We start from the raw sequence: 25,349 nt of genomic DNA on the forward strand, positions 1-25,349 counted from the left end.
TCGAGAGCATTGCGCATGTGCAGTTACTGCGCATAGTCTTTGGCGTATGACCTCCGACCCGCAGCGACCCTCGCGACCCCGTCTGGACGCGGCGCGCACAGCGCTCGACGAGGCGGCCGCCGCTGACCCGGGCACCGCCGTCGAGCCGCTCGCCCGCGCCCGGGCCCTGCTCGACGTCGCGCTCGACGAGGCGATGGCGGAGGCGCTGCTCGCGGGTTCGTCGATGCGGTCCGTCGCCGAGGCAGCGGGTGTCGCCCCGAACACCGTGCCTCCGCGCCTTGCGCGGACCCCGGCGCTCGCGGGCTACTCCGGTCCCGACGGCCGCGTCTCCGCCGAGGGCGTCACGCGCGCCCGCTACGACCGCGAGCGGGGAACCCCGCCGCCCGAGCCGACGACCGCCGTCGAACCGCTGAGGTTCCGCCGCCGCACCTAACCGTCCACAGCACCGTCCGTCCAGCAGCACGACGAAGGGAACCGCCATGCCCGACCAGACCCTCACGCACCTCGCCATGCTGCTCGACCGGTCCGGGTCCATGCAGACCATCAAGCAGGCCACCGAGCAGGGCTTCGACCTGTTCCTCGCCGAGCAGCGAGAGGCGCCCGGCCGCTGCACGGTCACGCTCGCGCAGTTCGACAACGAGTACGAGGAGGTCTACACCGACCTCGACGTGCGCGAGGTCCCGCCGCTCGACCTGCGGCCGCGCGGCATGACGGCGCTGCTCGACTCGATCGGACGCCACGTCCAGACGACCGCGCTGCGCATCGCCCAGCTCCCCGAGGAGCAGCGGCCCGGCGCGGTGATCGTCGGGATCATGACCGACGGCCTCGAGAACGCGTCGAAGGAGTACACGCACGCCGCGATCAAGGCGCTCGTCACCGAGCGCGAGGAGCAGTTCGGCTGGACGTTCCTCTACATGGGCGCCAACCAGGACGCGATCGAGGTCGGCGCGTCTCTCGGCGTGAAGCGCGAGCGGTCGCTCACGTACGACACGGCGAACGTCGACCAGGCGTACGCCGCGACGTCGCGCAGCATGGCCGGCATGCGCACGGCCATGGCCGCGGGCGCGCCGCCCGCTGCGGCGCGTGACCAGCACGCGGTGTACACGGAGGCGGACCGCGCCGCGGCCGGAGGGCCCGGGCCGACGCGCCGGCCCCGTGCCGCCGCCCCGTGGGCCGGCTCCGCGCCGATACCCCCCGTTCGCGCATCGCGCGGGACGAAGGACGACCCGTTCGACGAGACCGCGCTGCTGCAGCACTTGCGGTCGGTGCTCGCGTCGGGGTCACCGACGCTCGCGGACGTGGGCACGTACGGCGGACGCGCGGTGGTCTGGGCGACCGTGCGGGGCGTGCCGGTGTACCTCAACGCAGACACGAAGCGCGGGGCGCTGCAGCAGCTCGTCGACGCGGCCGCCGACGGCCCGCTCCCGTGGAACGTCATCGCCAACCGCACGGGACAGCTCAACAAGGTGACCTTCCGGTCCGGTCGGCGCGTGCGCGGCTTCTACTGCTACACGAGCGAGGTCCAGCCCGCGGCCGGGCCGCTGGGCGGGGTTCCCGCCGCACGCTGAGTGCCCGACGACGCGGGGCGGGTCGCGGAGAGCGGTCCGCCCCGCTCGGACTTTGATCGAGGAGAGACATGGACGAGCAGGACGAGCTGGTGGCGCGCGCGGAACTGGTCCGGACGAAGGGACGCGGAAAGCTCCACATCCGCGGGTGCAGTCATCTTGCTGACACGAGTGATCTCGTCGACGCCGACGACCGCGACCGCGCCGAGCTGGCGCTGTGCAACGAGTGCGACAAGGAGATCCACGGGATCGGCCGGGTCGAGTACCCGTCCCTCGATGCCGCGTTCGAGGCGCTGCAGTTCCCCGTCGAGAACCGCCCGCTCATGCGAGACATCGCGGGGCCGGTCGACTTCACCAAGGTCTGGGCCCCGCAGTCGCAGTCCTACGTCGGGGTAGGGCACCTCGACGGCCGACCGTCCGCCGCATACTTCAACCGCGGGTTCGTCGACGTGCGCCTCGACGAGGGCGGGTACCAGCGGTACGAGATGCCGACCTTCGCGCGATCAGCCGGCGGTGCAGTTCGCGGAGGTGCCGCGGAGCGTCTGGCCGTCGTGTGTCCGACATGCTTCATGCAGCTGCCGGGGAACGGCGTCTGCGACGACTGCGCCTGACCGGGTAGCGCACCTGGTTCGGTAGGCCGGCGGGCAAGGACGAGAAACCACGGGACTGCGGGATCGCGTTGTGGATGGCCGAGGCGACGCCGGTGAGCGCTCGGTTAGCCTGCGCGTGTCCGACGCACAGGGGAGCAATCCTCGACTGAAGCAGGGGGCTTCGATGGATGATCCGCGCGGGATGGCCAAGGCGGCTCCGTTCAGGCGGCACGCACGGTGGATCGTGCCGTTGCTCCTGGCGCCGATCGCGTTCTACGCGTGCGCCCTCGGGCTCTCGCGCCTGAGCGAGCGCGAGAGCTTCGAGGGTTGGTGGATCCTCGCCGCCATGGCGCTGTTCGTCGGTCTCTTCGTCGCGCCGATCGTCCTCGTCGTCGTGTCGATCGTGAAGGGCAGTGCCACCTACCGAGACCACCGTCGGAGCAAGGGCAGGTTCAGCTCGTCCGAGGTCGCGGAGATACAGCGCCGAGACACGTCTGCCCAGGCGTGGAGCGATGCTCAACAGCTTCATCGGCGGCTGCTCGAGCGTGAGGTTCCGCCGACGCTGGCGGTGTGGGACGTCGTCCGGTACCCGAACGAAGAGTTCTTCTGCGACGTCCCGATCCGCTACGCCCGGTACTACGGCATGGACGTCAGCTACACGCAGACCTCGGGCTTCTTCTACGGGCGGCCGTCCTTCGTGCTCACCGGCCTTGCGGTCACGGCGGTGTCGAACGCGGCCCAGCGCAGCGCGGCCCAGAACATGGCACGAGCCCAGTGGCGCGAGCACTGCGTCGCGCGGCTGGTGGTGAGCAACCTCCGGCTGCTCGTCCAGGTGGGCGGTCGATGGCTCTCGTTCGACTACGCGGCGATGACGGCAGTGTTTCCCGAGCCCGCGAGCTGGGGGCTCGTCTGCCAGTTCTCGTCCACGGAGCCGCTGCTCCTCACGGGTGACCACGCACCGTTCGCGGCGGTGATGACGCTCTACCGCACGCACGGCGAGAACGCGCTCCGGGAGCATCCGGGACTCGCGCCGCTCGTGATCGGACGCTGATCGCACCGCACCTCCGGGCGTGACGTCGACAGCGAGATCCAGGAACATGGCGTCACACCGCCGACGTCATCGGCGCGCGTGCTCTGCCGGACCTTCGAACGCTCCGAACCGTGCCAGCGAGTCCGACACGGGTTGCCACGCCGGGTCGTGGGTCGCGAGCCGTCTCGCGTCCGCAGCCGCGCCGCGCAGCCGCTCGATCAGCACGGCCTGGTCGCCGCCGCGGGCAGGGGCGTAGCGGCCGTCGAGGAGGTGCTCCGCCTCCCCTTCGGCGTGCAGGGCGAGTGTGTCGAGGAACAGAGCGAGCGAGCGGGCCGCCCGACGGCGGCGGGCGTCCTTCTCCTCCTCGCTCGCCTCGTCGGTGAGCGGGCGGCGGTCCTCGTCGGGAGCCGTCGGGACGACGCTGAAACGCCCCTGCCACAGCCGCTCGAACGCGGGAGCGTGCTCGAGCGAGAGGACCGTCCCGAGGACTCCCGCCTGACGATGGGCCGGCACCTGGCGCGCGAGCTCCTCGCGCAGTCCGGCGACCTCGTAGGCGAAACGCAGGACGTTCTCGTCCGTCATGGACGCGCCGACGACGAGGAGGTGCCGCGTCATCATGAGCGACTGGAGGATCGAGCCGACGGGCTTCCAACGAGAGTCATAGCCGACGAACGAGCTCCGCGACAGCACGATGGTCTCCGGGTAGTGCACGTCGCCGTGCATCTTGAGGAGCCACGGGCGGTCGCCCTGGACGCGACCCCACGGTAGGACGGACAGGACGTCGTGCGGGTCACCGCTGTCCGGTGCGGGAGCCGCCGCGCGGACCGCGTCCTCGTAGAGGCGGTCGTAGTTCGTGGTCACCGCCTCACGGACGCACAGGCCGGCGAGCAGCGCATGAGTGAGAGAGGGACGAGCATCCGCCGCCTCGATGATCCTGGCGACGTGGCGACCGAGGGCGCGCGGATCGTGGTGCTCGTCGAGGACGACCTGGAGCAGCTCCGCCTGCTCCAACGAGGAGAGTCCGCCGGGGTCGATGCCGCCGAGGGTCGCCTGAACCTCGGGGACGGCGGTGAGGCTCGTCAAGAGGCCGGCCCACGAGGGCAGGCCGGCACCCATGCTCACCCCGGCGCCGAGGAAGAGCGCGAGCTCGCCGCGTGCGGCCGGCGCCGCGAGCTGTCGTGCCCGTTGGGCGAGGTCGCGAGGAAGAGCAGGAGCGACCCCGGCATCTCGACGAACCTGTTGCAGCGCCGAGTAGTCCGACCGGGAGACGGCGACGATCGCGACGTCGACCGACTCGTTCTCGGCGGCGGTGCCGAGCTCCGCGACGAGGGAGTGCAGGAGGGCGCTGCGCGACGCACCGTGCCCACCGCCACCGGTTCCCAGGACCGGAACGGCGACCAGCGGAAGGTCGCGTCCGGCGTCGTGCGCGTTCGCACGCAGCCGCTCAGGAGCGTGGCGCGCGACACTCTCCACCGCGCGCCGCGCAGCACGTGCGGCGTCGTGCGGGGAGTGCGCGACGACGTCGACGAACCAGACCTCGGCGCGCGGCAGGTTCCTCCGCGCGGCAACGCCGACTGATCCCCGGCCCCACCCGTCGGGTCGCAGCGCGCGCCAGTCGTCACTCTCGGAGAGCCCGGCCGCGGCACGCCACTGGCTGCGGACGCTGAAGGGCGCGTCCGTGGGGATGACGACCGCGTCCCACCCGAGCTTCTCCAGGCGCCCGTTGACGACGAAGACGTGGCCCGGCGTCATCGGCGCGAGCTCTCCGCACGCCAGATCGCGTGATCGACCATCCATGGCGTGACGGGTCGTCCCGGGGTCGTCAGGTGCTCGGCAAGCTCGCGGAGGATCGTCTTGGCGCCGAGGACGTCGGTCGGCGCGCCGTGACGGTCGAGGAAGCGCAGGATCATGCGGTCCGGCTTCACCGTGTCGTCGTCACCGACGAGCATCCAGAAGTACCCGGTGCGCACCCCGTCACCGGGGATCCGGCGCAGCTCCGCGCTGATCTCGTCCACGCGGTCCGTGTCCGTGAGGGCCTTCGACGCGTCGGCCAGCGTGTCGATCCCGAAGCCGGTCAGGACGTCCGCGTAGCGCAGCGCCGCCTCGGCCTTGAGGATGCCGCTGCGCGACGACGTCCGGTGCGACGACGTCACGGCGACCAGCTGCTCGGGGGCCGGGTATATCGCACGGAACGTGCTCAGCGGCAGGGGGTCGTGCGGCGGCGCGGCGTCGGTCGCGACGGCCGGGCTCTCGTCGCCGGCCGCGGTCGCAACTCGGCGGACGGCCGGCACGACATACCTCTCGTAGCTGATGCCGATCGACCAGACCGCGTCGAGGACGCAGTACGTGACGCTGGTCCAGCGTCGCTGTCGAGGCTGGATGTCGAGCTCCTCGGCCGCGGCGACGAGGGTGGAGGGCAGTGGCACAGCGATCTCCTTCATGGGACGTCGACTCCCTGGCGACCCTAGGGCGGAGAAAGGGGGGCGCCCAGGGCGCGCGGCGTACGCAGCGGGTGAAGTTCCGGCCCTGGGAGCGTGTCGCCGTGCGCTGGGCGCCGCGAGGCGCCTACGTCCTTTGAGAGGTCGGTACGGTGCACGTGAGAGCAGCGGCGCCCGTACCGGGCGGAGTCGGCACGAACGGAGCGATACGTGGTCAGCGCCAAGGAGACCGATCTCGAGGGCGTGCTCGAGGGCAAGAGGCAGTACCAGGTTCCGCTCTACCAGCGCGTCTATTCCTGGGGCCAGCGACAGCTTGACCAGCTCTGGCGCGACATCATCCAGCTCGCCTCGGATCGGGCGACGAACCGCGCGGCGACGCACTTCGTCGGGTCCCTGGTCCTCGCGTCGAGCCCGGACGCGGGGCCCGTGGGGGTGCAGCGTTATCTCGTGGTGGACGGGCAGCAACGGCTCACGACCCTGACGATCCTTCTCGCGGCGCTCCGCGACCACCGGGTCGCGGTCGAGGGAGACGGCCACCGTGCGCGGATCGACGACCAGTACTTGGTGAACCGCTACGAGACCGGCCAGCCCACCAAGCTCTTGCCGACCCAGAAGGACCGAGCCGCCTATCTCGCGGCGATCCGAGGCATGCCGGCCGCAGGGGGCGAGGACAACGTCGGAGTCGCGTACCGGTTCTTCCGCTCACGCCTGACCACGGTCGGCGATCTCGAAGACCCTCTCGACCTCGACCGGATCGAGGAGGCAGTGCTCCGCGGGCTGGCGCTGGTGGTCGTGACCGCACAGCCGGGCGACAACGCGCACCGCATCTTCGAGTCGCTCAACAACACGGGTCTTCGGCTCACCCAGGGTGACCTCCTGCGGAACTATCTCTTCATGCGACTGCCGTCGCGCGCAGAAGCGGTCTACGACTCCGTCTGGTTACCTCTGCAAGACACACTGTCACCTGACAGGCTCGAGCTCTTGTTCTGGCTCGACCTCGTCCAGCGGGACGAGAGCGCGAAACAGAGCGACACCTATGTCGGCCAGCAGACCCGTCTCGACCGGCTCACGAGCGAAGCCGAGATCGAGGCGGAAGTCCGTCGGATCGCAGGTCTCGGCTCCTTGCTCGCGATCGCGCTCGAGCCGACGCGAGAGGTCGATCACGACGTCCGGAGGCGTCTGGCCCGACTACGTGCGTGGGGGACCACGACGGTCTACCCGGTCGTGCTCCAGCTCCTCGCGCGACGAGCGGAGGGATCGGCCAGCAGCACGGACGTCGCGAACGCGCTCCTCCTCCTGGAGAGCTACCTGGTGAGGCGCGTCGTGATCGGAAGAGCCACCGCGAACCTCAACCGTGCCCTGCTGGGTGCCGTGTCCGACGTCGCGAAGGGTGAGGACGTCGTCGCCGCCCTGAGGTCGTCTCTCTCGACCGGACGCAAGCACTGGGGAACGAACGCGCAGGTGCGGGAGGCGGTCCACACGGTGCCCTTCTACTGGCAAGGGCGGAAGGCGCAGAAGAACCTCGTCCTGCTCTGGATCGAGGAGTCCTTCGCAGGCAAGGAGATGGTGGACCCGATGGGCCTGACGATCGAGCACATCCTTCCCCAGTCGTTGACCGTAGAGTGGAGGGCGGCGCTCGACATCACCGGCTCCGGCGTCGACCCGGAGGTCGAGGCAACCTTGCACACGCTGGGGAACTTGACGCTGACCGCATACAACTCAGAGCTCAGCAATCACCCGTGGGAGCGCAAGAGGATGCTCCTGAGCGAGAGCGGTCTCGCGATGAACAGGGCTCTCGCTTCCCTGCCGTCCTGGGACCTCTCCAGCATCCGTCGACGAGCCGACACGCTCGCGGAACGGATCATCGAGCTCTGGCCCGGACCCGACGAAGACACTGTCGAAGTGACGGACGGTCGAGAACGAGCGGCCGCCATCTGGCGACGCCTCAGCGAGATCCTCGCGGAGGTCCCCGCGGGCAGATGGACCTCCTACGGTGATGTCGCCGCTCTCGCGGGCACCGCGCCTGTGCCGCTCGGCACACGTCTCTCGGCCGGCGAAGAACCGTACGCGTACCGGGTGCTCCAGGCAGGGGGGACCGTGTCTCCGGGCTTCCGGTGGTCGTCCGGCGACACGACCGTCGCTCCCCGAGCGCTCCTGGAGGCCGAGGGCGTTCGCTTCGACGCGGCCGGCCGTGCCGACCCGTCACAGCGCATCAGCGCCGAAGAGATCGCGTCGCTCCTGGGCTGGAACGACGACGAAGCACGTACGGACGACGTCGAGATCGTCGAGGAGGAAGTCCACGAGGGCGCACTGCCGGACGCCACGGTTTCGCGTGATGTGCGACGGCGTCGTGGTGGCAGGCGGGTCGCCATCGCCGATCTCCTCGAGGCGGAGCTCATCGCCCCTGGCGACAGGCTCTACGCGCGAGGAGGATCCTCGATCGCCAGCGTCGGCGCCGATGGACTCATCCGCCTCGGTGACGAGCGGTACGAGAGTCCGTCGGCAGCGGGCTCCGCCGTCGCAGGGCACGCCATCAACGGGTGGACGTACTGGCGCGTCGATCGAGACGCCGATCGTGTTCCGCTGAGCGTCCTCCGCGACCAGCTCACACGACAGGGGGACTGACCACGGGTGGCGGTGTGTCGGGCGACAGATCGATGTGCGCCCATGACAGGTCGGCGTCGCCGGCAAGCCGGAGCAGGTCCTCCTGCCGGGCCTGGCCGATGACGCTGCGGTACGCCCCGACCGTGCGGCGCAGTCGTCGGTAGCGCGACGCCTCCTTCGACAGGGGCAGCGCGGGGACGTAGCGCTCGATCGCGGCTCCGTCCGGCGCGGTGCACACCCATGAGGGGAAGATCTCCGTCGCTCTGTCGGGGCGGTCCTGGGCGGCGGCGTCGAACGCGGCGGCCCAGGGGTCGGCGTCGGTCGAGGTGAAGGCGGCGTCGCCGTACAGCTGCGCGACGTTCTTGCGCACGGCGTGGCCCTTGTACCGGTGGACCCGTCCCTCGCGCTGCTCGAGGTCGACGGGGTTGCCTGGCAGGTTCCAGTGCACGACGGCGTGCGAGTACGTGTGGAAGTCCAGCCCTTCCTGCCCGACGGACGTGGACGCCAGCACGAACGGCCAGAACGGTGAGTTGAAGGCCGTGCGGACGTGCTCCTCGCGGACCTCGGCGCCCTCGTCCGTGGTGCCGCGCCCGAATCGCGCGGCGAAGTGCGTGCGCACCCGCCGGTCCTCGACGCGCACCTGCCCGTCGGCGACCCGGATGTCGTCGACGGCCGACGTCGGCGTCCGCAGCTGCAGTGCGCCGCGCAGCACCTCCCCGATCCGCGCGGCGCGCTCGTGCACCGTCTTGCCCACGAGACCCTCGGACTCCACGAGGGTGTGGGTGTACTCGTCGAGCACGGCCTGGAGCCCACCGTCCGCGCAGTAGTCCAGCACGGAGCGCCAGTACGCGGTGTCGTCGCGGGTGGCGTCGGCTCGTTCCGCGTCCACGAGTGCCTGCGTCTCAGGGCGGTTGAAGAGGGAGCGGAACCCGCCGCCGATCCCGAAGGCGATCTCCCGGACGTCGGCGTCCGACGCCCACCAGCCGGCGGGGGTGGCGTCCGAGGCGGAACCGACAGCCCGCCCGAGTGCGCGCAGCGCGCAGGTCCCAGGAGCGGCGAGCGCCGCGACGGTAAGCACGTCGACGAGGTCGTGGGGTCGCGCCCCGAGCTCGTCCGCACGGATCCCTTGGGCCGCCGCGACGTGCCGCTTGAACGCCCGTGCGTGCCCGGCGCCGTCCGGCTCATCAGCGTCCCCGTCGTGGCCGAGGACGTCGAAGAAGCCGTCCTGGTCGGCCCCGCGTGCGGCGTCGAGCAGGAGCGGCGCCGCCCAGTACCAGCGCTGATCGGCACCCGGACGCAGCGAGGGGTCGCCGGGTGGCAGGGAGGCGAGCATCGACTCGACGTCGGTGCGCACGGCCGCGTCGACCTCACCACGGGTCAGGCGACGTCCTGCGGCTCGCGCGTGCCGCAACGGGTCGCCTGCATCGGCGAGCGCGACGGACGGGTAGGAGAGGAGGAACGTCGGCATGCCGTCGAGCCGGCCCTCGGAGATCCGGTACTGCAGGCGCGGCGTGGGCGCCAGGTCGCCGTACCGGCGCCGGCCGCCGCTCGCCGCAGTGGTCGCACGTCGCTCCGCCTCGTAGCTGACAACGACGGAGATCGCCTTGGGCGCGACGTTCCAGGCCGAGAACGCGAGCCGCTTGGTGAAGCGCGCGAGCCCCGGGTCGGCGAACGGGCCCGCGGGCTCGTAGTAGGGGAGCGACGGCGGGAGCCAGGCCAGCCGCCATGCGTCGCGGTCGAGCACGTCAGTGACCAGGCCGCGCATCTTGGCGTTGCCCGGGTCGAGGCGCTCGTACGCGTCGACGACGTCGTACGGCAGCAGCCCGCGTGCGCTCGCGAGCGCCGAGGTGACGGCCGGCGCGTGTGCGGCGACGGCGTCGTCGAACAGCGTCTTCACCTTGTACGTGCGTCGGTCCATGAGGTTGAGCGTGTACGGGGTCGAGCGCCAGAACTCGAGCATGTCCTGGCGCTGTGCGCCCGACGCCGCGTGCACGGCTCGGGCGACGTCGTCGAGCGACGCGTGGTCCAGGAGGTCGCCCGCGGTGACCTCGACCCCGGGGAGCGGGACCTCGCGCAGCATGCCGTCCTTCTCGCGCGTCGCGGCGAGTCGTTCCGTCCTGCAGATCACGCGCCGCAGCTCATGCTCCACGGCGTCGCGCGCAGTGATCGCCCGCGCGACGGCGGACTCGTCCGTCGGCGCGAGCATCCCCTCGCGCATCGTCGCGAGCCCTGCCCGCACCGTCGCCGCGCGGTCGGCACCGGCGAGGAACTCGACCGTGCTGACGAAGTCGCGGTAGTGGTCCTCGCCGTTGGGCTCGTCGGGCAGCGTGTACATCTTGTACGGCGTCGCGGACAGCAGGAGGGTGCGCACGGCGGTACCGTCCGTGCCCGCGTACCTGACGAGGGAGTGCAGCAGCTCTGCGGCCTCGCTCTCGGCGTCGGACCGCATGAGCTCGCTGAAGCGCTGGAACTCGTCCATGACCACGAGGTCGGGCTCGAGCCGCTCGATGGCGAGCCGTGCGACGGTGGCGCGCATCGCGCCGATGATCCTCGACCGTCGGCGCGAGAGGTCCTTCGCCGGGTTCCCGCGCAGGTAGTTGAACTCCTGGACGCACTCGACCAGCTCGTCGAGGAGCTTCCCGCCGCGCGGCCCCCGGTCGCGCGAGAGCTGCTCGGCGAACTCGGCAGCGAAGTCCAGGTCGAGCTCGTGCATCCGGTGGCGTCGGAAGCGCTCGACGTCCGCGGTGAAGTTCTTGAGGCTGGAGGAGTCGCGGAAGAACTGGAGCCAGCGTCGGGGCCGCACGTCGAGGTCCTGCGACCCGCGCGCGAGCATCCAGTACATGACGACGCGCTCGAGGGCCCGCCCGCCCCCGCTCGTCACCTGGAGCGACGTCCCGGGGGTGAACGAGACGAAGTTGAGCTTCTTGCCCGCGAGCTCGCCCGTGACGAGCGGCATGAGCGTGAGGCGCTCCGCGTGGAGAGGCTCGTGCCCGCGGAGGGTGAGGCGGGCGAGGTTCTGGCGGGCGATCTGCTGGTTGGAGCAGATGTACACGACGTCGATCCGGTCGACCGTGTCCCACAGCTGGTCGACGGCCTTGGCGATGACGCCCTTCGCGACCAGCGTCTTGCCGAGCCCCACCTCGTCGGCGACGAGGAAGCGGTGGCTCGGGTCGGCGTCGTCCCACAGTCGCGCGTGCACGTGGTCGACGGTGCGTCGCTGGAAGTCCTTGAGGTGGCGCAGGACGTCGTCGACGTCCGGCCGCTCCTGCGAGTGGGGGTCAGCGGGCACGGCGCGCCTCCTCGACGACGGTCCACAGCTCGGCGAACCCCTCGGGGACGAGGTCGTCGCCGTCGGGCATCTCCGCCAACCGGTCGACGAGCTGTGCGACGCGGTCGAGCGCTTCGTCGCCGTGCGCGACCGCGCGCACGAGCGGCTCGAACAGATCAGGCATGGTGCCGCCCTGCGCCGACCACGAGGCTCCGGTGGGGCCGTTCGAGGGGCCGACGGCGAACGGGGACGCCGCGGCAGGGTCGGCGAGGAGCAACGCGAGGTAGCGCGCGACGTCGTCCCGGCTGCGCAGCGCGTCGCGGACGGCGGAGTGCCGTCGCTCGGGGACGTCGCCGTCCAGGCCGAGGACGACGACGCAGCGCCGTGTCGCGCGCTCGTCTCCCGACCCGGCCGTCGTCTCGACGGCAAGGAACGGCGTAACGGCGCGGAGGCTCAGGTCCTGCCACGCGACGTCGGCTCCCTCATGGAGCTCGCGTGCGTGCAGGTGGGAGTGAAGGGTCACCGGCCACGTGACCGTGGTGGCACCGGAGACCGGCTCGGGAAGACCCTGCGTCCCGACGACGAGGCTCGCCGTGGAGTCGCCGTCGGCGAGGTCCGTGTCATCGATGTCCGTGGTGAGAGTGGCGCGCAGGCTGGATGCCGCGAGCCGCCGGTGGAAGTCGTCGATGTCGAGGACGGTGGACTCTGCGGGGTCGACGACCGGCTCGGGCGAACGTGGCGCGAACGGGTCCAGCACCTTCTCCAGGCCGGGGACGTCCTTGGCGCCGTCGAGCGTCGCGCGCACGCCGACGTCGGCGGTGCGGCCGTGCAGGGCAACCGCCAGCTCGACGTTCCCGCCCCACGCCGCCGTGGTGAGGTTCGCGCTTCCGGTGACCGTCGTGCTGTCCCGACCAGAGTCCACGACGACCGTCTTGGCATGCAGACCGTCGCGGACGCGATCCGTCTCGCGGACGGGACCGGTGGTCGAGCGGGGGTCGCCCGGTGAGGCGGCGTTCTCGTCAGAGGACGGGTCACGCTCGGCCGCTGACGACAGAGTTCGGGTCGTCCAGTGGTCGAGCGGGACCGTGCCCAGGCGGTCGAACGTCCCCGCACGGGAGACGAGGGTGCGGTCGTCTGCGTCGGGGAGCCTGCGGAGCAGGCCGGCGTCGAGGAAGGGGCTCACCGCGAGGACGCGGTCCGCGGCGTCGGGGAACGGCCATGGCGCCGTGACGCCGTCGAGCCCGAGGGGCAGGACCTCGGCGTTCCGGAACGGTGCGGGCGGGGTGAGCCGCGCGTCCGCGACCGACGCGGCGACGGACTCCACCTGCGCGGTACGGTCCTCGGGGAGCGGGGACGTCGCCAGCTGGGGGAGAGCGCGGAGGAACGCGCTGATCGGGGCGGGCTCGACCGGCTCGGCCACCGACTCGTCCTCGTCCAGGACGAGCACGGTGTCCCAGGACAGGTCGAACGTCAGGTTGCGGCTGAGCACGACGAACCGGTGGCGGTACGCGCCGTCGTCGTCGACGAACCGCAGGGTCCACGACTTCGGATGGAACAACCGACCCCGTGCCGGGGCCATGACCTGGTGCACGGCGCCCTCGACGAAGGTGAGCACCGAGCGGTACGACGCCGGCACGCTGATCCCGCCGGCCTGGCAGAAGACCGTGGTGAGCTCGCTGTAGCGCTGGACGGCCTCGAGCAGGCCGATGGGATCGGTCGCGGCGAGGTCGTCGCCGTCGACCTGGGCGGTCGCGTCGAGCGTCGCGAAGGTCACGGGACCCAGCAGCAGCGCGGTGAGGTCGAGCGAGAACGTCGTGGCGATCGCGGCGTCGACGCGCAGGCCGGCGGGCGGGCGGAGCGCGTCGGTGAGCAGGACGCGGGTGTCCGGGGTGAGCATCAGGCGGTGGTCCTTGCGGTGAGGAGCGCGTCGGCCGGCTGCCCACGTCGAATGGTGCTCGGGCGGTCGGGCAGAGCGGACAGGAGGTCGTCGAGGAGCCGCCGGGTCACGCCCCACCGGTAGTCGAGCAGTCCGGTGCCGGACTCACCCTTCCACGCCTCGCGGGCCGATCTGTTCGTGAGTCGTGCGCGTCCGCCCTTGAGGCCACGCTCCCGCTGGGCGACGAGGTCGCGTGCTCGCGACGAGTCCTCGACGCGGTCGCCGTCGAGCAGGACGTCGAGCCACGCGTCGGTGAACCTGCGGGTCGGCAGCGGGATCCGCTCGTTGCGTGCCGTCAAGACGCTCCACAGCTCGCCGCGGTCCCAGCCGTCGAGGGTGCGCGTCTCGACGAGCTCCTCGTGCCAGTCGTCGAGGCGCTCGCGGTAGTGGTCGACGACGTCCGGGATGGCAGCAGACTCGGCGACGAGGAGGTTGTACAGGAGCGCGGCACCGTGCATCGCGAGGCCGAACCGCGTCGCGTGGTCGACGACCGTTCGAAGGTCGCTCGGCGCGCCGACCAGCGAGAGCTCCGCGGCCGAGGCGGCGTCGAGATCGACGGCGTCGTGATGCTCGAGGAGCCATCCGAGCAGCGAACCGTGGGTCGTCGTGCGCAGCCGTTCGAGGAGGACCTCGGCCTCCTCGGGACGCAGGTCGAAGGTCGTCGACCTCAGCAGCTCCTCGGGAGGTTCGAGGCCGGCGAGGTCGAAGCCGGTGTCCAGGACCCTGTCACGAGCGCCAAGGTCGTCCGTCTCGGTCCGGCCACGGCCCGCGCCACGGAGAGCGGAACCGCGGCGCAGGTGCCCGACGACGCTCGTGTCCCACGTACGCAGCTGCCAGCGACCGAGGGGTCCCCAGTACACCTCGCTCGGCATGCGCTTGAGCTTCGCACGGGCAGTCTGGCCCAGGATGCCCTGGTTCCGGCCGCGCTCCTCCTCGCGGTAGCCCTCGAGCAGCGACTCGATGAGCCGCACCTCGTCGGCGCGCAGACGGCGCACGGCGTCGTCGACGGTCGAGGTGCTGCGGACGGAACGGTCCACGAGCCAGGGGACGAACAGCACGTACCGCAGTCGCGTGAGCAGCGTCGACGTCCCGGGGAACAGCGCGTCGGAGAACGTGTCCCGGATCGAGCCGATCCCTAGCTCGTCAACCGTGCCCTGCTCCTTGAACAGGTCGACGACCTCGAGCATGCGGCGGCGCTGCGCATGGTCGGTGTCGAGCCAGCCGAACGATGACGCCACAGGTCCTCCTTTGACGGCGGCTGACCGAAGCCTAGGAGCCTGTCCCGCCGCGGTGAACCAAAAGCCGGGTGAAATCGGAGCGCGGGGTGCACTTGATGCGGTCCCGCGTCCTCGCCGGCCGGCAGAAGTCATCTCCGTCTCATGCCTTGCGCCGTGGTAGGCGGCGGTGCGTCATCTGGAGGACGAGCCCCGCGACGGTCAGCACCGTTTGGAGACTGATTGGCGGCACTTCCCCCCTGTCTGGAGGAAGTTGACTCTCGATGTACCTGCCCATTTCGAGGTGTGGGTCGAGGCGCGAAAGAACGATGTGTGCGACGGTCTCGGCTTCAAGCTCACCCGCCATGTCATCGACAAAAGTTCGGGCAGCCCAGTGCTTGGGGTTGTGTGTCCCGAGGTGGCCGCAATAGACGTGCCCGAGCTCATGGAGCAGCGAAGCGAGGCGGTCCTGTGGCGCGTCGTTGCGGTTGACGGTGACGTCGTACCGGAGCCCGTGAGAGTCGCCGGGTTGCCCCTCCTTCACGGGGCGTCGTTGGAGCGAAAGGCCCCTCGACGTTGAAGCAGTACCGCCCAGGTGCTTTCCCGTGTCGGCGAGCGTGACGCGAATCCCGTCGCGCTTGGCGTTGTCCTCGAGAAGATCCCAAACGCGGAGGGCTTCACCATCAGTGAGTCCGGTTGCGATCGCCATCGGCGACGAGATGCCATGAGGGAGCGGCGGGCTCTTCTGCGAGAGTGACTCCGTGTAGCGCACATCGAAGACGATCATCACAGGGCCCCGGGGACGAAGGATGACCAAGGGCCGCGCATCGGGGGCGAGTCGCCGACCCAGTTCCTTCCATCGGGCAGGCGTTGCCACGTAGCGGGCCCCGGGGTCCTGGAGATGAACGAGCATCGCGTTGTAGGGCGAGTACACCCGGAACGACCGGATGAAGTCGATGAGCTCGGCGAACTCGGAACTGCGCCGATACCGGAAGCCATCGCGGACGAGCGCGTCCACCGAAGCCTGCGCTTCGTTCATGCTGGGTCCCGGCACCGGGTCGTGCGCTTCCATGCGGTCCAGGATGTCCAGAAGATCGGCACCGTGACCGTCCAGGTCCAGCTGACTCTGCCCGAGCGAAGGTGGCATGGGCGGAGAATACGGGCATCGGGCTGCCTGGGTCTCCGACGCCCAGCGCTTCCGGTCGATGTCCAGGTGCGAGAATCGGTACGCATCTCTGGGCATGTCCCAGGAAGAGAAGGGGATCCCAATGCTCGGTGAGGCTGACGGACGCGGGTCGTCGACGCTTCCGCGGTGGGCGATGTCTCGGATCATCATCATCAATGGGTCCCACATGGTGCTGCGATGCCCGACGTGTTCCTCGCTCTCCGTCGTCACGGTCGACGCGCTCGCCAAGCACTGGCCGCATCTGCCCGTCGAGGCGCGCGTGCTCGTGCTCGGGCAGCTTGAGCTGTCAGGTCTCGATGACGCGTTCCGGAACGATCCTCGAACACGAGCGGCAACCGAGTGGGTTCTTGAGCAACCCGCACGGTCAGGCGAGTCCGCGGCGCTCGCTGCCCTCGCGGGGGTCGCGGTCGTCGATCTTCCGTATCCGCTGGACAGTGATTCGCGGAGAATGCTGTCAGCGCGGGCGGAGATCCGTCGTGCTGAGGTGGTCAACGCGACGCGGCGGGCCAAGGCCGAGGGCACGTCGGACGCAGAGCTCCGGGAACTTGCCCGACACGACGTCGCCGTTGTACGCGACCTGGCCGTGGAGAATCTCACGCGACGGTCGTCGGTCGAGCGGGAGCCTGTGGCGGTTCCGAGCAAGATCGAGTCGCCTGGTTCCGAGCCCGAGCCCGAGCCCGAGCCCGAGCCCGAGCCCGAGCCCGAGCCCGAGCCGCTGAGCTTGCTCGACCGCGTGTGCCGGGCGGCAGGACTGCGCCCTACGGGTGAGCGGCTGCACGACGGCGGTGCGACGCACTGGGTGGTCGAGGATCCTCGACCGATCGTCGGAGGGCGGTATGTCCTGCAGATCGGCGAGGCAGGTGACGCCGCCGTCACTGTGCACGACCTGCGGGCAGTCCTGTGGACGGTCGACGACCTCGACGCGATCCGCGGGATCGTCGTGGCAGAGCGCTTCACGGAGGAGGCCCGCGGATTCGCCGCACGTGGCGGCCTGCAGCTCGTGGAGCTCTCGGGGATCGGCATCCAGGATGTGCCGAGACACATGCCGGACGTCGTGGTGCAGCCGAGCTCGACGATCGACTCTGTGGAAGCACGCCCTGTCGTTGACGTCGTCGCGCCCGCTCCCAGCGACGCGCGCTTCAACTTTGACGCCGTGCACGGACTCATCGACGACGGCCCGTTCTCGTCTCAGTCTCGGAACGCAGACCCTGCCCCGGGGGGCGAGCCCGCTCGCACCCAGGACCCACCCGAGCTCGATCTCGCCGACCAGCTCGTGCGCAGTCCCATGTTCCTGGCACAGCGCATGCGCGCGGGGCGGGGCGCGCTCGACGACGACAGCGTCACGACGATCGTCCGCGCGGCGCTGGCGCACGAGGGGAGGGTGACGCTAGATCTCCTGGCACTGCGACTCCTGACGACGCCCGCGAGCGTGCGGGTTCGGGTCGCCAACCTGCGGCGGATCCTCAACGTCGATGGCTACGAGATCGTCCGCTTTGACGACGACGACGGCAGCGTCGCGCTCGACGAGGATCTTCTCCGGGCGCAATTCACCCTCGCGGGCCGTTCGTCCGCAGCGGGAACCGGGACCGGCGTGCCACCATATGTCCAGTCCTGACCGTCCGTCTCTGAAGGCTTGCGTCGATGCTCCCTGACTCGCACTGGTTCGAGATGGGTGAGCCGGCGACGCCGGCGGAAGCCGCGGCTCTGCGCCAGGTTCGGGAGATCCTGCCCGACGACGGGATCACCACTGCGTGGGCCAACCTCACCTTCATCGACCACAACGGCCGGACCGCCGAGGTGGACGTCCTGCTCCTGACGAAGCGCGGGTTCTTCGTCGTGGAACTCAAGGGCTGGCACGGGATGATCCGTGGATCGAGCCAGTGGTGGACGGTGACGGGTCGGACCACGCGCCAGATGGAGAACCCGCTGCTCCTCACGGACCGCAAGGCGAAGCGGCTCTCGACGCTCCTCAAGGACTACGCCCCGAACGACCGCGCCAAGGCGTCGCTGCCGTTCGTCGGTGCCCTGGTCGTCCTGCACGGCGAGGGATCACGTGTCGAGCTCGACGATGCTCGTGCCCGTACCGGGATCCTGACCCTCGACGGTTACGACGTCCGCAGTCCGAAGAGCCAAAAGGTCGGCACGCTGCGGAGCTTCGTCGCGCAGGAGCCGAACGACGCACGCGACTTCATCGATCACCACCGCGCCACCTTGGTCCGCGCGGCGTGCCAGCGCGCGGATTTCAAGCCGACCCCCAAGCAGCGCTCGGTGGGCCACTTCGTCGTCGCGGACACGGAGCCGATCGCCGAGGGACCGACCTGGCAGGACTTCGTTGTCGATCATCCGGCGACGAAGGTCCGACGCCGCCTGCGCATCTACGATCTTCCGCCTGGCGCCTCGGCGGACGAACGGCTGCGCATCGAACAGGAGGCTGAGCGCGAGTTCCGGCTCACGCAGGGCATCATCAACGAGGGCATCACGGTGCCGTCGGACATGATCGCCACGGACTCCGGGCCGGCGCTCGTCTTCCCGTACGACGAGACCGAGGTGCCCCTCGAGGCGTATCTCGACGAGAACGCCGCGCAGCTCACGCTCGAGGACCGCGTCACGCTGGTGCGCCAGCTCGGCGAGCGCCTGCGGTTCGCACATCAGCGCCGCCTCGTGCACCGTGCCCTTGCCCCGCGGCACGTGTGGATCCGCCCGGGCGAGATGCCGCAGCTCACGATCCGTGATTGGTACGCGGGACAGAAGGACCGTGCCTCGACGCGCGGGCAGCTCACGACGATCTCGGCGGGCGTCTCGGACATCGGTCAGGCGGTCGGCGCGGACGACTGGCTCTACCTCGCGCCCGAAGCGCTCCATGGCTCCGCAGACCTTCCCAGCATCCCGCTCGACGTCTACGGCTTCGGCGCCGTGGCCTTCCGCATCCTCACGGGCCGCCCTCCCGCAGCGAACCTCGCGGAGCTGCAGCGGGTCCAGCAGGAGCACGGCTACCTCGATGCGGGTGCGAGCTCGGGGCTTCCCGACGACGTCGTGGCGGCGCTCGAGCTCGCGACCGCTGTCGCGGAGCCCGAGCGCGCGCAGTCCGTCGAGGACGTCCTCGGTCTGGTCGAGGACGCGTGGGCGAAGGCCCGCAAGGGCAGCGAGGATGAAGCCCCCGCCGGGCCGACGCCAGCCGCCGATCCCCTCGAGGCTCGGAAGGACGACCTCGTCGGCGACCGCTTCCTCGTCCAGGAACGGCGCGGAGAGGGGTCGACGGGGACCGCGTTCGTCGTGGTCGACATGGAGTCCGACTCCGAGCGCGAGCTCATCCTCAAGGTCGCCCGGACCGACGCCGCAGGACCGCGCCTCGTAGCCGAAGCGGAGACGCTGCGGATTCTGGACCATCCGCGCGTGGTCCGGCTCGTCGGTGAGGGCGTGGTCGAGGTCGATGGCCGGACGGCGCTGCTCATGTCCGACGCCGGCAAGGAGACGCTCGCTTCGCGCATCGCGACCGAAGGTCGCGCCACGCTCACGCAGCTCGAGCAGTACGGGTCCGATCTCATCGAGGCGGTCCGGTACCTCGACCAGCAGGGGGTGTTCCACCGCGACATCAAGCCGGCGAACCTCGGCATCGCCCCGGACCCGAGCACCAAGACCCCTCGCCTGACGCTCTTCGACCTGTCTCTCTCGCGCGAGCCGATCGAGAACATCGGCTCGGGCACGCTCGGGTACCTCGACCCGTACCTGGGCGGGAAGCGGCGGCGGTTCGACCGTGCCGCCGAGCTGTGGTCGGTGAGCGCCACGCTGTTCGAGATGGCGACGGGCGAGATGCCGTGGTGGCAGAGCGGTGGCTCCGGGCCCGCGCACGCGACCGACGCACCGGTGATCGCTCCTGAGAGCTTTGAGCAGGCTGTCGCACCGGCACTCGCGGAGTTCTTCACGCGGGCCCTCACCCCGGTGGCGAGGGATCGCTTTGGTGGCGTCGACGAGCTCGCGGTGGCGTGGCATGCCGTGTTCGAGGGCCTGGACGACGGCGCCGCGGCTGCGACGGGCGACGACGAGGCCGCGGCTTCGGCCGACCGCGACACTCTCCTGGAGCAGTCCGGGCTCAGTGCGCGAGCCCTCTCAGGTCTGTCGCGGCTCGACATCCACACGGTCGGGGACCTGCTCGCGGTCCCCGCCTTCAAGATCAACAAGATCCGTGGCCTGGGGGAGAAGTACCGCAAGGAGATCCAGGGCCGCGTCCGCGCGTGGCGCGACCGCCTGGGGTCGTCTGCGGAGGTGACGGAGCCGGCTGTGGCGCGCCGCAGCGTCGAGGGGGTCGTGGAGTCACTTCTCGACGACGTCCCGGCCGCGGATGCTCCGGCGGTCCGGATGTTGCTCGGTGTGGGTTCGCTGGCGACGTCGGCATGGCCCACGTCCGGCGAGGTCGCCAAGGCGACGGGCGTCACGCGTGAGCGCGTGGTCCAGGCCACCGATCGTGCCGTGGGTGAGTGGTCGGGGAGGCGCGACCTCGCCCAGCTCACGGACGAGGTGCTCACGGTGCTCGCCCGGGAGGGGCGTGTGCTCACCGTCCCGCACCTGGCGTCGCTCCTGGCGGCGGAGCGCGGCTCGACGAAGAGCGGCGAGGAGAGGGCGGCGCTGGGTGGCGCCCTCGTGCGGGCCGTGGTCGAGGTCGAGTCGCAGCTCGAGGACCCACGGCTCACGGTCCGACGGCGTGGCTCCGGCGCGGCGCCGCTCGTCGCGTTGACGGAGGGCGCGGACCCGGACGCGACCGACGACTCCTTCCCTCCTGCGGACGACCTGTTCGACCTGGCGGTCGCGCTCGGCAGCGCGGCCGACGAGCTCGTGACGGGCGACCGCGTCGCACCCGCGTCCGAGGCCGCGGAGCGGCTCCGCGATCGTCTCCGCGACGCGGTAGCCCGCTCGGACGACGACGCAGCGGACGACATGCTGGGGCAGTGGTCGAGGGATGCGCTCGTGCGGCTCGCTTCGGGGGCCTCCGCCCGTGCCGCACTCTCCGGGCTCGGTGAGGTCTACTCGCGTGATCTCCCGATCGAGACGGCGCTCGCGGTCGCCCTGCGCGGGCGTCCTGGTCGGTCGATCTCTGAGGAGTGGATCCGGCGCCGCGTGACCTCACGCTTCCCCGAGCTGAACGCCGCGGTCCCTGCACGGCCGCGCTTGGACGACCTTGTGCGCGAGGTGTTCGGCAACCTCGTGTGGCAGCCGCCGACGGCGGGCAACCAGACCGGGGTCTACGCTCCGGCGGACAGCCTGACCCGCGCTGCGACCAGCCTGCGCAGCACGACGGTCCAGGCCGTCACCGGCTCCGCGGCGGACACGCATCTGCGGGAGTCGTTGCGCCGCCGGTCGGCGCTCACGCTGTGCGTGCCGCCCTCCCGCCACGCGGCGACGATCTCTGCGCTCGCGGGGCGGTACGACGTGCATCCGATCGACGTCGCCACGTTCGTGCTCGACGCCGCCCGCGACCTGGCGCAGCAACGCCGGATCACGTGGTCGGTCGCCCTGCGGGCCGACGGCGACCGCACCGGTCCGGGGTGGGGCCACCTGACGCGGCTCGTGCGGGACGCGCTCACCCGCGCCGAGGATCCGCGCTGGGCAGAGCTCATGGCCAAGCCCGAGCCGTTGCTGCTGTTCAACGCCGGCCCGCTGGTCCGCTACGGGCTGTCCGGCCTGCTCTCCGAGCTGCTCGACGTCGCGACGCCGCGCCCGGCCGCGCGCTGGCTGCTCGTGCCGCGCGACGGCTCCCGGGCCGTGCCGCTGCTCGACGGGCAGCCCGTCCCGCTCGGGCCGGACCGCTGGCTCGACCTGCCGCACCCCGCTGAACTTCTCGGCCGTCCGGCCGAGCCCACCGGCGCCACGACCGCGCCCGACGCTGGAGCACGTCTGTGATCGACTCTGCCCGCCTGCTCAAGGACCTCACCCAGCAGCTCAAGCTGCTCGTCGCTGACCTGCGGGACCGGACGGAGGAGCCGGACAACCCGTGGGCGGCCAACCTGCGTGAGGCGCACCGGATCGCGCTCGAGCGGGGGCGGACCGGGTTGTCGTGGGTCGCGTGGCGCGACAACGAGATCGACCAGGCGGCCGTGGCGTGGATCGTCGCGACGACGTTCGTCCGCTTCTGCGAGGACAACCACCTGCTCGGCGGTGCACGCGGCCCAGACAACCGGCTCGTCCCCACCCTGTGGATCGCCGGGCCGGACGGCCGCACCGACCGCGCCGTGGAGAACCAGACGGAGTTCTTCCGCGCGAACCCGCTTGCGAACCGTCGCGACTGGCTGCACGAGGCGTTCCGCGTGCTCGCTGCGCAGCCTGCCGGCCGTGGCCTGGTGGACCCCGACCACAACCCCGTGTGGACGGCGCTCATCTCTGCCGACGCCGCGGACCGGCTCGTCGACTTCTGGCGCGCCGACGACGGCGCGGGCAACCCGGTGCACGACTTCACCGACGAGACGCTGGACACTCGCTTCCTCGGCGACCTGTACCAGGACCTGTCCGAGCACGCGAAGAAGACCTACGCACTGCTGCAGACGCCGGTGTTCGTCGAAGAGTTCATCCTCGACCAGACGCTCGAGCCCGCGGTGCGCGAGTTCGGCGTGCCCGGCCTCAAGGTCATCGACCCAACCTGCGGGTCTGGTCACTTCCTGCTCGGCGCGTTCGCGCGACTGCAGCAGAAGTGGCTCGACGAGGCGCCGGTGCTCGACGTCCGCGAGCGCGTGCGCCGCGCGATGGACTCGATCCACGGCGTGGACCTCAACCCGTTCGCCGTGTCGATCGCGCGGTTCCGGCTCACCGTCGCGGCGCTGAAGGCCACCGGTGACCGGTCCCTCGTCGATATGTCGAAGATGCCGTTCCACCTGGCGGTGGGGGACTCGCTCCTCGGGGCGGGGGCGTGCAGGGCGCCTTGAACCTCTCCGGGGAGGACGAGGTCTTCGAGTACGCCACGGAGGACGTGAGCGAGTACCGCGGCATCCTCGACACGGGCCAGTACCACGTGGTGGTGGGGAACCCGCCGTACATCACGGTGAAGGACAAGACCCTCAACCAGCGCTACCGGGAGCTCTACCCGACGTGCAAGGGGAAGTACGCGCTCTCGGTGCCCTTCATGGAGCTGTTCTTCCGCCTCGCCGTTGCTGGCGGGCGCGGTGAGGGGGCAGGCTTCGTAGGCCAGATCACGTCGAACTCGTTCATGAAGCGTGAGTTCGGCAGCAAGCTCATCGAGCAGTTCCTCAGCGGACAGGATCTGCGGACTTCCGTCGACCTCACTGCGGTCATCGACACCAGCGGCGCCTACATCCCTGGGCATGGAACGCCAACCGTCATCCTCGTCGGGCGTCGTCGCCGGCCTCAGTCGGGAACGGTTCGTGGCGTCTTGGGCGTGCGCGGCGAACCGGGCCAGCCGGCCGATGCCTCGAAGGGTCTCGTGTGGACCGAGATCGTTGAGAATCTGGAGACGTCCGGTTACGACGGCGCCTATGTCACGGTGACCGACCTCGACCGCGAAGCGGTGTCAACGCACCCGTGGTCCCTGAGTGGGGGCGGTGCGGCTGGTCTGATGGAGCGACTCGACGAGGCCAAGAATCACACCCCTGGCGACATCGCCTACCGCATCGGTGTGTTCGGGATCATGGGTGCGGACGACGCATTCATGGCTCCACAGGCCGTTCCCAGGCGCATAGGCGATGGAGACGCCTACCGACCTCTGGTCGTCGGAGACATCGTTCGCGACTTTCTTGTAAGAGGAGCTGAGCCGACATTCTTTCCCTACACCGACAAGCACGAGCTCCGACCGCTGACTGACTTCCCGGCTGTGACTCGACGGGTCTGGCCGCTGCGGACCGAACTCGGGAACCGGGCGACGTTCCAGAAGAACACGTACTTCGAGCAGGGCCGCCCCTGGTACGAGTGGCATCAGTTGCCCAAGGACCCGGGTGCGCACGAGTGGTCGCTCACACTCGCGTTTGTGGCGACGCACAACCACTTCGTGCTGGACAGGGGCGGGAAGGTGTTCAACCGTTCCGCGCCGGTGATCAAGCTGCCGGAGTCGGCGACGGAGCAGGACCACGTCGACCTGCTCGGCGTGCTCAACAGCTCCACCGCGTGCTTCTGGCTCAAGCAAGTCAGTCACAACAAGGGCGGGCCGGGCGGCGGAAGTTCGAAGGATGAGAAGTGGCGTGATTTTTACGAGTTTACCGGCACAAAGCTGCAGGAGTTCCCGCTCCCTGCGAGGCTTCCGGGCGCGCGGGGAGCAGTTCTCGACGAGCTGGCACGACGGCGGTCTGAGTCTTCTCCGCGATCGGCCCTGCGCGACGCGGGCACTGCTGGGTGCGGGCCGATCGAACGCGTTCGCGATGCGCACGCCGAGTGGGACCGGCTGCGGGCGAGGATGATCTTCGAGCAGGAAGAGCTCGACTGGGAGGTATACCGCCTGTACGGGCTGATCGACGAGGACCTGACGTATTCCGGCGATGCCATCGACCAGATTCGTACTGGTGATCGCGCATTCGAGATCGCGCTCGCGCGGCGGGTAGAGGATGGGGCCGAGAACACGCGGTGGTTCCGTGAGTTCGGTGACGTGCACGCCGTTCGTCCGAGTTCGACTTGGCCCGCTGACTATCGCGAGCTTGTGGAGCGTCGATTGCGCGAGATTGACGAGAATCCTGTGATTCGCCTGCTGGAGCGCCCTGACTACAAGCGAACATGGGGCCAAGCTGGATGGGATACTGACCTTCGAGAAGCAGCGCGCGATGCCCTGCTCGACCGCCTGGAGGTGCCGGAGCTGTGGGCCGATGGCAACGGGCCTCTGGCCCGTTCCGTCGGCGAGCTCGCGTCAGCGCTGCGCCACGACGCGTTCGTCCGCGACCTCGCGACGATCCTCACCGGCACCACCGAGCACGACCTCACGGCCGTGCTCACGCCGCTCATCGCCGACGAGGCCGTGCCTTACCTCGCCGCGCACCGGTACAAGGACTCCGGGATCGAGAAGTACCGGGCGTGGCAGGAGACGTGGAACCTGCAGCGTCGCGAGGACGCGGGCGAGGATGTGACCATCGCGGTCCCGCCCAAGTACACGTCCGCCGACTTCCGCAAGCCGGCGTTCTGGAAGGCGCGCGGCAAGCTCGACGTGCCCAAGGAGCGCTTCGTCGCTTACCCGGGTGTCGGGCGCGCGGGTGACCGGACCGCCGTCGTCGGCTGGGCGGGATGGGACCACGCCCAGCAGGCGCAGGCGCTCGCGCGCGAGCTCACCACGCTCCAGGCGCAGGGCGCTGAGTCGGCCGATCTGGTGCCGCTCCTCGCCGGTCTGGTCGAGCTCGAGCCGTGGCTGCGCCAGTGGCACGGGGACGTCGTGCCGGAGTTCGGTATGAGCCCGGCGGCCGCCATCGGCGGGCTCGTGGATGGGATGCTGCAGCAGCTCGGGACGACGCGAGCCGACCTCGACGCCTGGCGACCGGCACCGGCTGCACGGGGTCGGCGCCCCCGAGCGTCCTGACCGCCCGCACTTCGATGCGCACGCA

15 protein-coding genes are annotated in these 25,349 nt (G+C 70.4%); 9 read left to right on the forward strand and 6 right to left on the reverse strand.

The window, feature by feature from the left end:
- Positions 1 to 46 precede the first annotated feature (46 nt).
- The 4 genes from B8281_RS05455 (at position 47) to B8281_RS05470 (ending at position 3,206) form a co-directional block, all read left to right on the forward strand.
- Positions 47 to 433 (forward strand): hypothetical protein, encoded by a 387-nt coding sequence (locus B8281_RS05455; RefSeq protein ID WP_085387156.1) that lies wholly within the window; start codon positions 47 to 49, stop codon positions 431 to 433.
- A gap of 46 nt (positions 434 to 479) precedes the next feature.
- Positions 480 to 1,568 (forward strand): VWA domain-containing protein, encoded by a 1,089-nt coding sequence (locus B8281_RS19435; RefSeq protein WP_198163158.1) that lies wholly within the window; start codon positions 480 to 482, stop codon positions 1,566 to 1,568.
- A gap of 68 nt (positions 1,569 to 1,636) precedes the next feature.
- Positions 1,637 to 2,176: a hypothetical protein gene (locus B8281_RS05465; RefSeq protein ID WP_085387157.1), complete on the forward strand. Its 540-nt coding sequence runs from the start codon at positions 1,637 to 1,639 to the stop codon at positions 2,174 to 2,176.
- Positions 2,177 to 2,291: 115 nt separating this feature from the next.
- A complete protein-coding gene (locus B8281_RS05470) occupies positions 2,292 to 3,206 on the forward strand; it encodes a hypothetical protein (RefSeq protein ID WP_157446572.1) in 915 nt (304 codons plus the stop codon).
- Between the two features lie 66 nt (positions 3,207 to 3,272).
- Here B8281_RS05470 and B8281_RS05475 read toward each other — a convergent pair whose 3' ends face one another.
- Both B8281_RS05475 and B8281_RS05480 read right to left on the reverse strand, forming a co-directional pair.
- Positions 3,273 to 4,937, reverse strand: a complete 1,665-nt coding sequence (locus B8281_RS05475; RefSeq protein ID WP_085387159.1) for an SIR2 family protein — start codon at positions 4,935 to 4,937, stop codon at positions 3,273 to 3,275.
- Positions 4,934 to 5,611, reverse strand: coding sequence for a hypothetical protein (locus tag B8281_RS05480; protein ID WP_198163159.1), 678 nt, complete (start codon positions 5,609 to 5,611; stop codon positions 4,934 to 4,936). The genes B8281_RS05475 and B8281_RS05480 overlap by 4 nt, the downstream gene beginning before the upstream one ends.
- A 222-nt stretch (positions 5,612 to 5,833) precedes the next feature.
- Between B8281_RS05480 and B8281_RS05485 the strand changes: the two genes are divergently transcribed.
- Entirely contained in the window at positions 5,834 to 8,248 is a 2,415-nt protein-coding gene (locus B8281_RS05485) for a DUF262 domain-containing protein (protein WP_085387160.1), read from the forward strand.
- Here the strand turns inward: B8281_RS05485 and B8281_RS05490 are convergent.
- From B8281_RS05490 to B8281_RS05505, 4 genes are all read right to left on the reverse strand, one after another.
- A complete protein-coding gene (locus B8281_RS05490) occupies positions 8,229 to 11,516 on the reverse strand; it encodes a helicase-related protein (protein ID WP_085387161.1) in 3,288 nt (1,095 codons plus the stop codon). The genes B8281_RS05485 and B8281_RS05490 overlap by 20 nt on opposite strands.
- Positions 11,506 to 13,392, reverse strand: a complete 1,887-nt coding sequence (locus tag B8281_RS05495) for a phospholipase D family protein (RefSeq protein ID WP_085387162.1) — start codon at positions 13,390 to 13,392, stop codon at positions 11,506 to 11,508. Before B8281_RS05495 ends, B8281_RS05490 begins: the two co-directional genes overlap by 11 nt.
- Positions 13,392 to 14,669 (reverse strand): DUF6361 family protein, encoded by a 1,278-nt coding sequence (locus tag B8281_RS05500; protein WP_085387163.1) that lies wholly within the window; start codon positions 14,667 to 14,669, stop codon positions 13,392 to 13,394. The genes B8281_RS05495 and B8281_RS05500 overlap by 1 nt, the downstream gene beginning before the upstream one ends.
- A 139-nt stretch (positions 14,670 to 14,808) precedes the next feature.
- Positions 14,809 to 15,717 carry an ImmA/IrrE family metallo-endopeptidase gene (locus B8281_RS05505; protein WP_157446575.1) on the reverse strand — a complete coding sequence of 303 codons (909 nt, stop codon included), beginning with the start codon at positions 15,715 to 15,717 and terminating at the stop codon, positions 14,809 to 14,811.
- Positions 15,718 to 15,964: 247 nt separating this feature from the next.
- Here B8281_RS05505 and B8281_RS05510 point away from each other — a divergent pair, with 247 nt between their 5' ends.
- From B8281_RS05510 to pglX (B8281_RS05520), 4 genes are read left to right on the forward strand one after another with little or no spacing between them, the layout of a single operon-like run.
- Entirely contained in the window at positions 15,965 to 17,446 is a 1,482-nt protein-coding gene (locus B8281_RS05510; protein WP_157446576.1) for a hypothetical protein, read from the forward strand.
- Positions 17,447 to 17,472: 26 nt separating this feature from the next.
- Positions 17,473 to 21,726, forward strand: coding sequence for a BREX system serine/threonine kinase PglW (gene pglW / locus B8281_RS05515; RefSeq protein WP_085387166.1), 4,254 nt, complete (start codon positions 17,473 to 17,475; stop codon positions 21,724 to 21,726).
- Positions 21,723 to 22,742 carry a BREX-2 system adenine-specific DNA-methyltransferase PglX gene (gene pglX, locus B8281_RS19945; RefSeq protein ID WP_198163160.1) on the forward strand — a complete coding sequence of 340 codons (1,020 nt, stop codon included), beginning with the start codon at positions 21,723 to 21,725 and terminating at the stop codon, positions 22,740 to 22,742. Before pglW ends, pglX (B8281_RS19945) begins: the two co-directional genes overlap by 4 nt.
- Positions 22,739 to 25,324, forward strand: coding sequence for a BREX-2 system adenine-specific DNA-methyltransferase PglX (pglX, locus tag B8281_RS05520; protein WP_198163161.1), 2,586 nt, complete (start codon positions 22,739 to 22,741; stop codon positions 25,322 to 25,324). The genes pglX (B8281_RS19945) and pglX (B8281_RS05520) overlap by 4 nt, the downstream gene beginning before the upstream one ends.
- The last annotated feature ends 25 nt before the right edge of the window (positions 25,325 to 25,349 follow it).

The organism is Cellulosimicrobium sp. TH-20, assembly GCF_002105775.1.
GTDB classification, from domain to species: Bacteria; Actinomycetota; Actinomycetes; order Actinomycetales; family Cellulomonadaceae; genus Cellulosimicrobium; species Cellulosimicrobium funkei.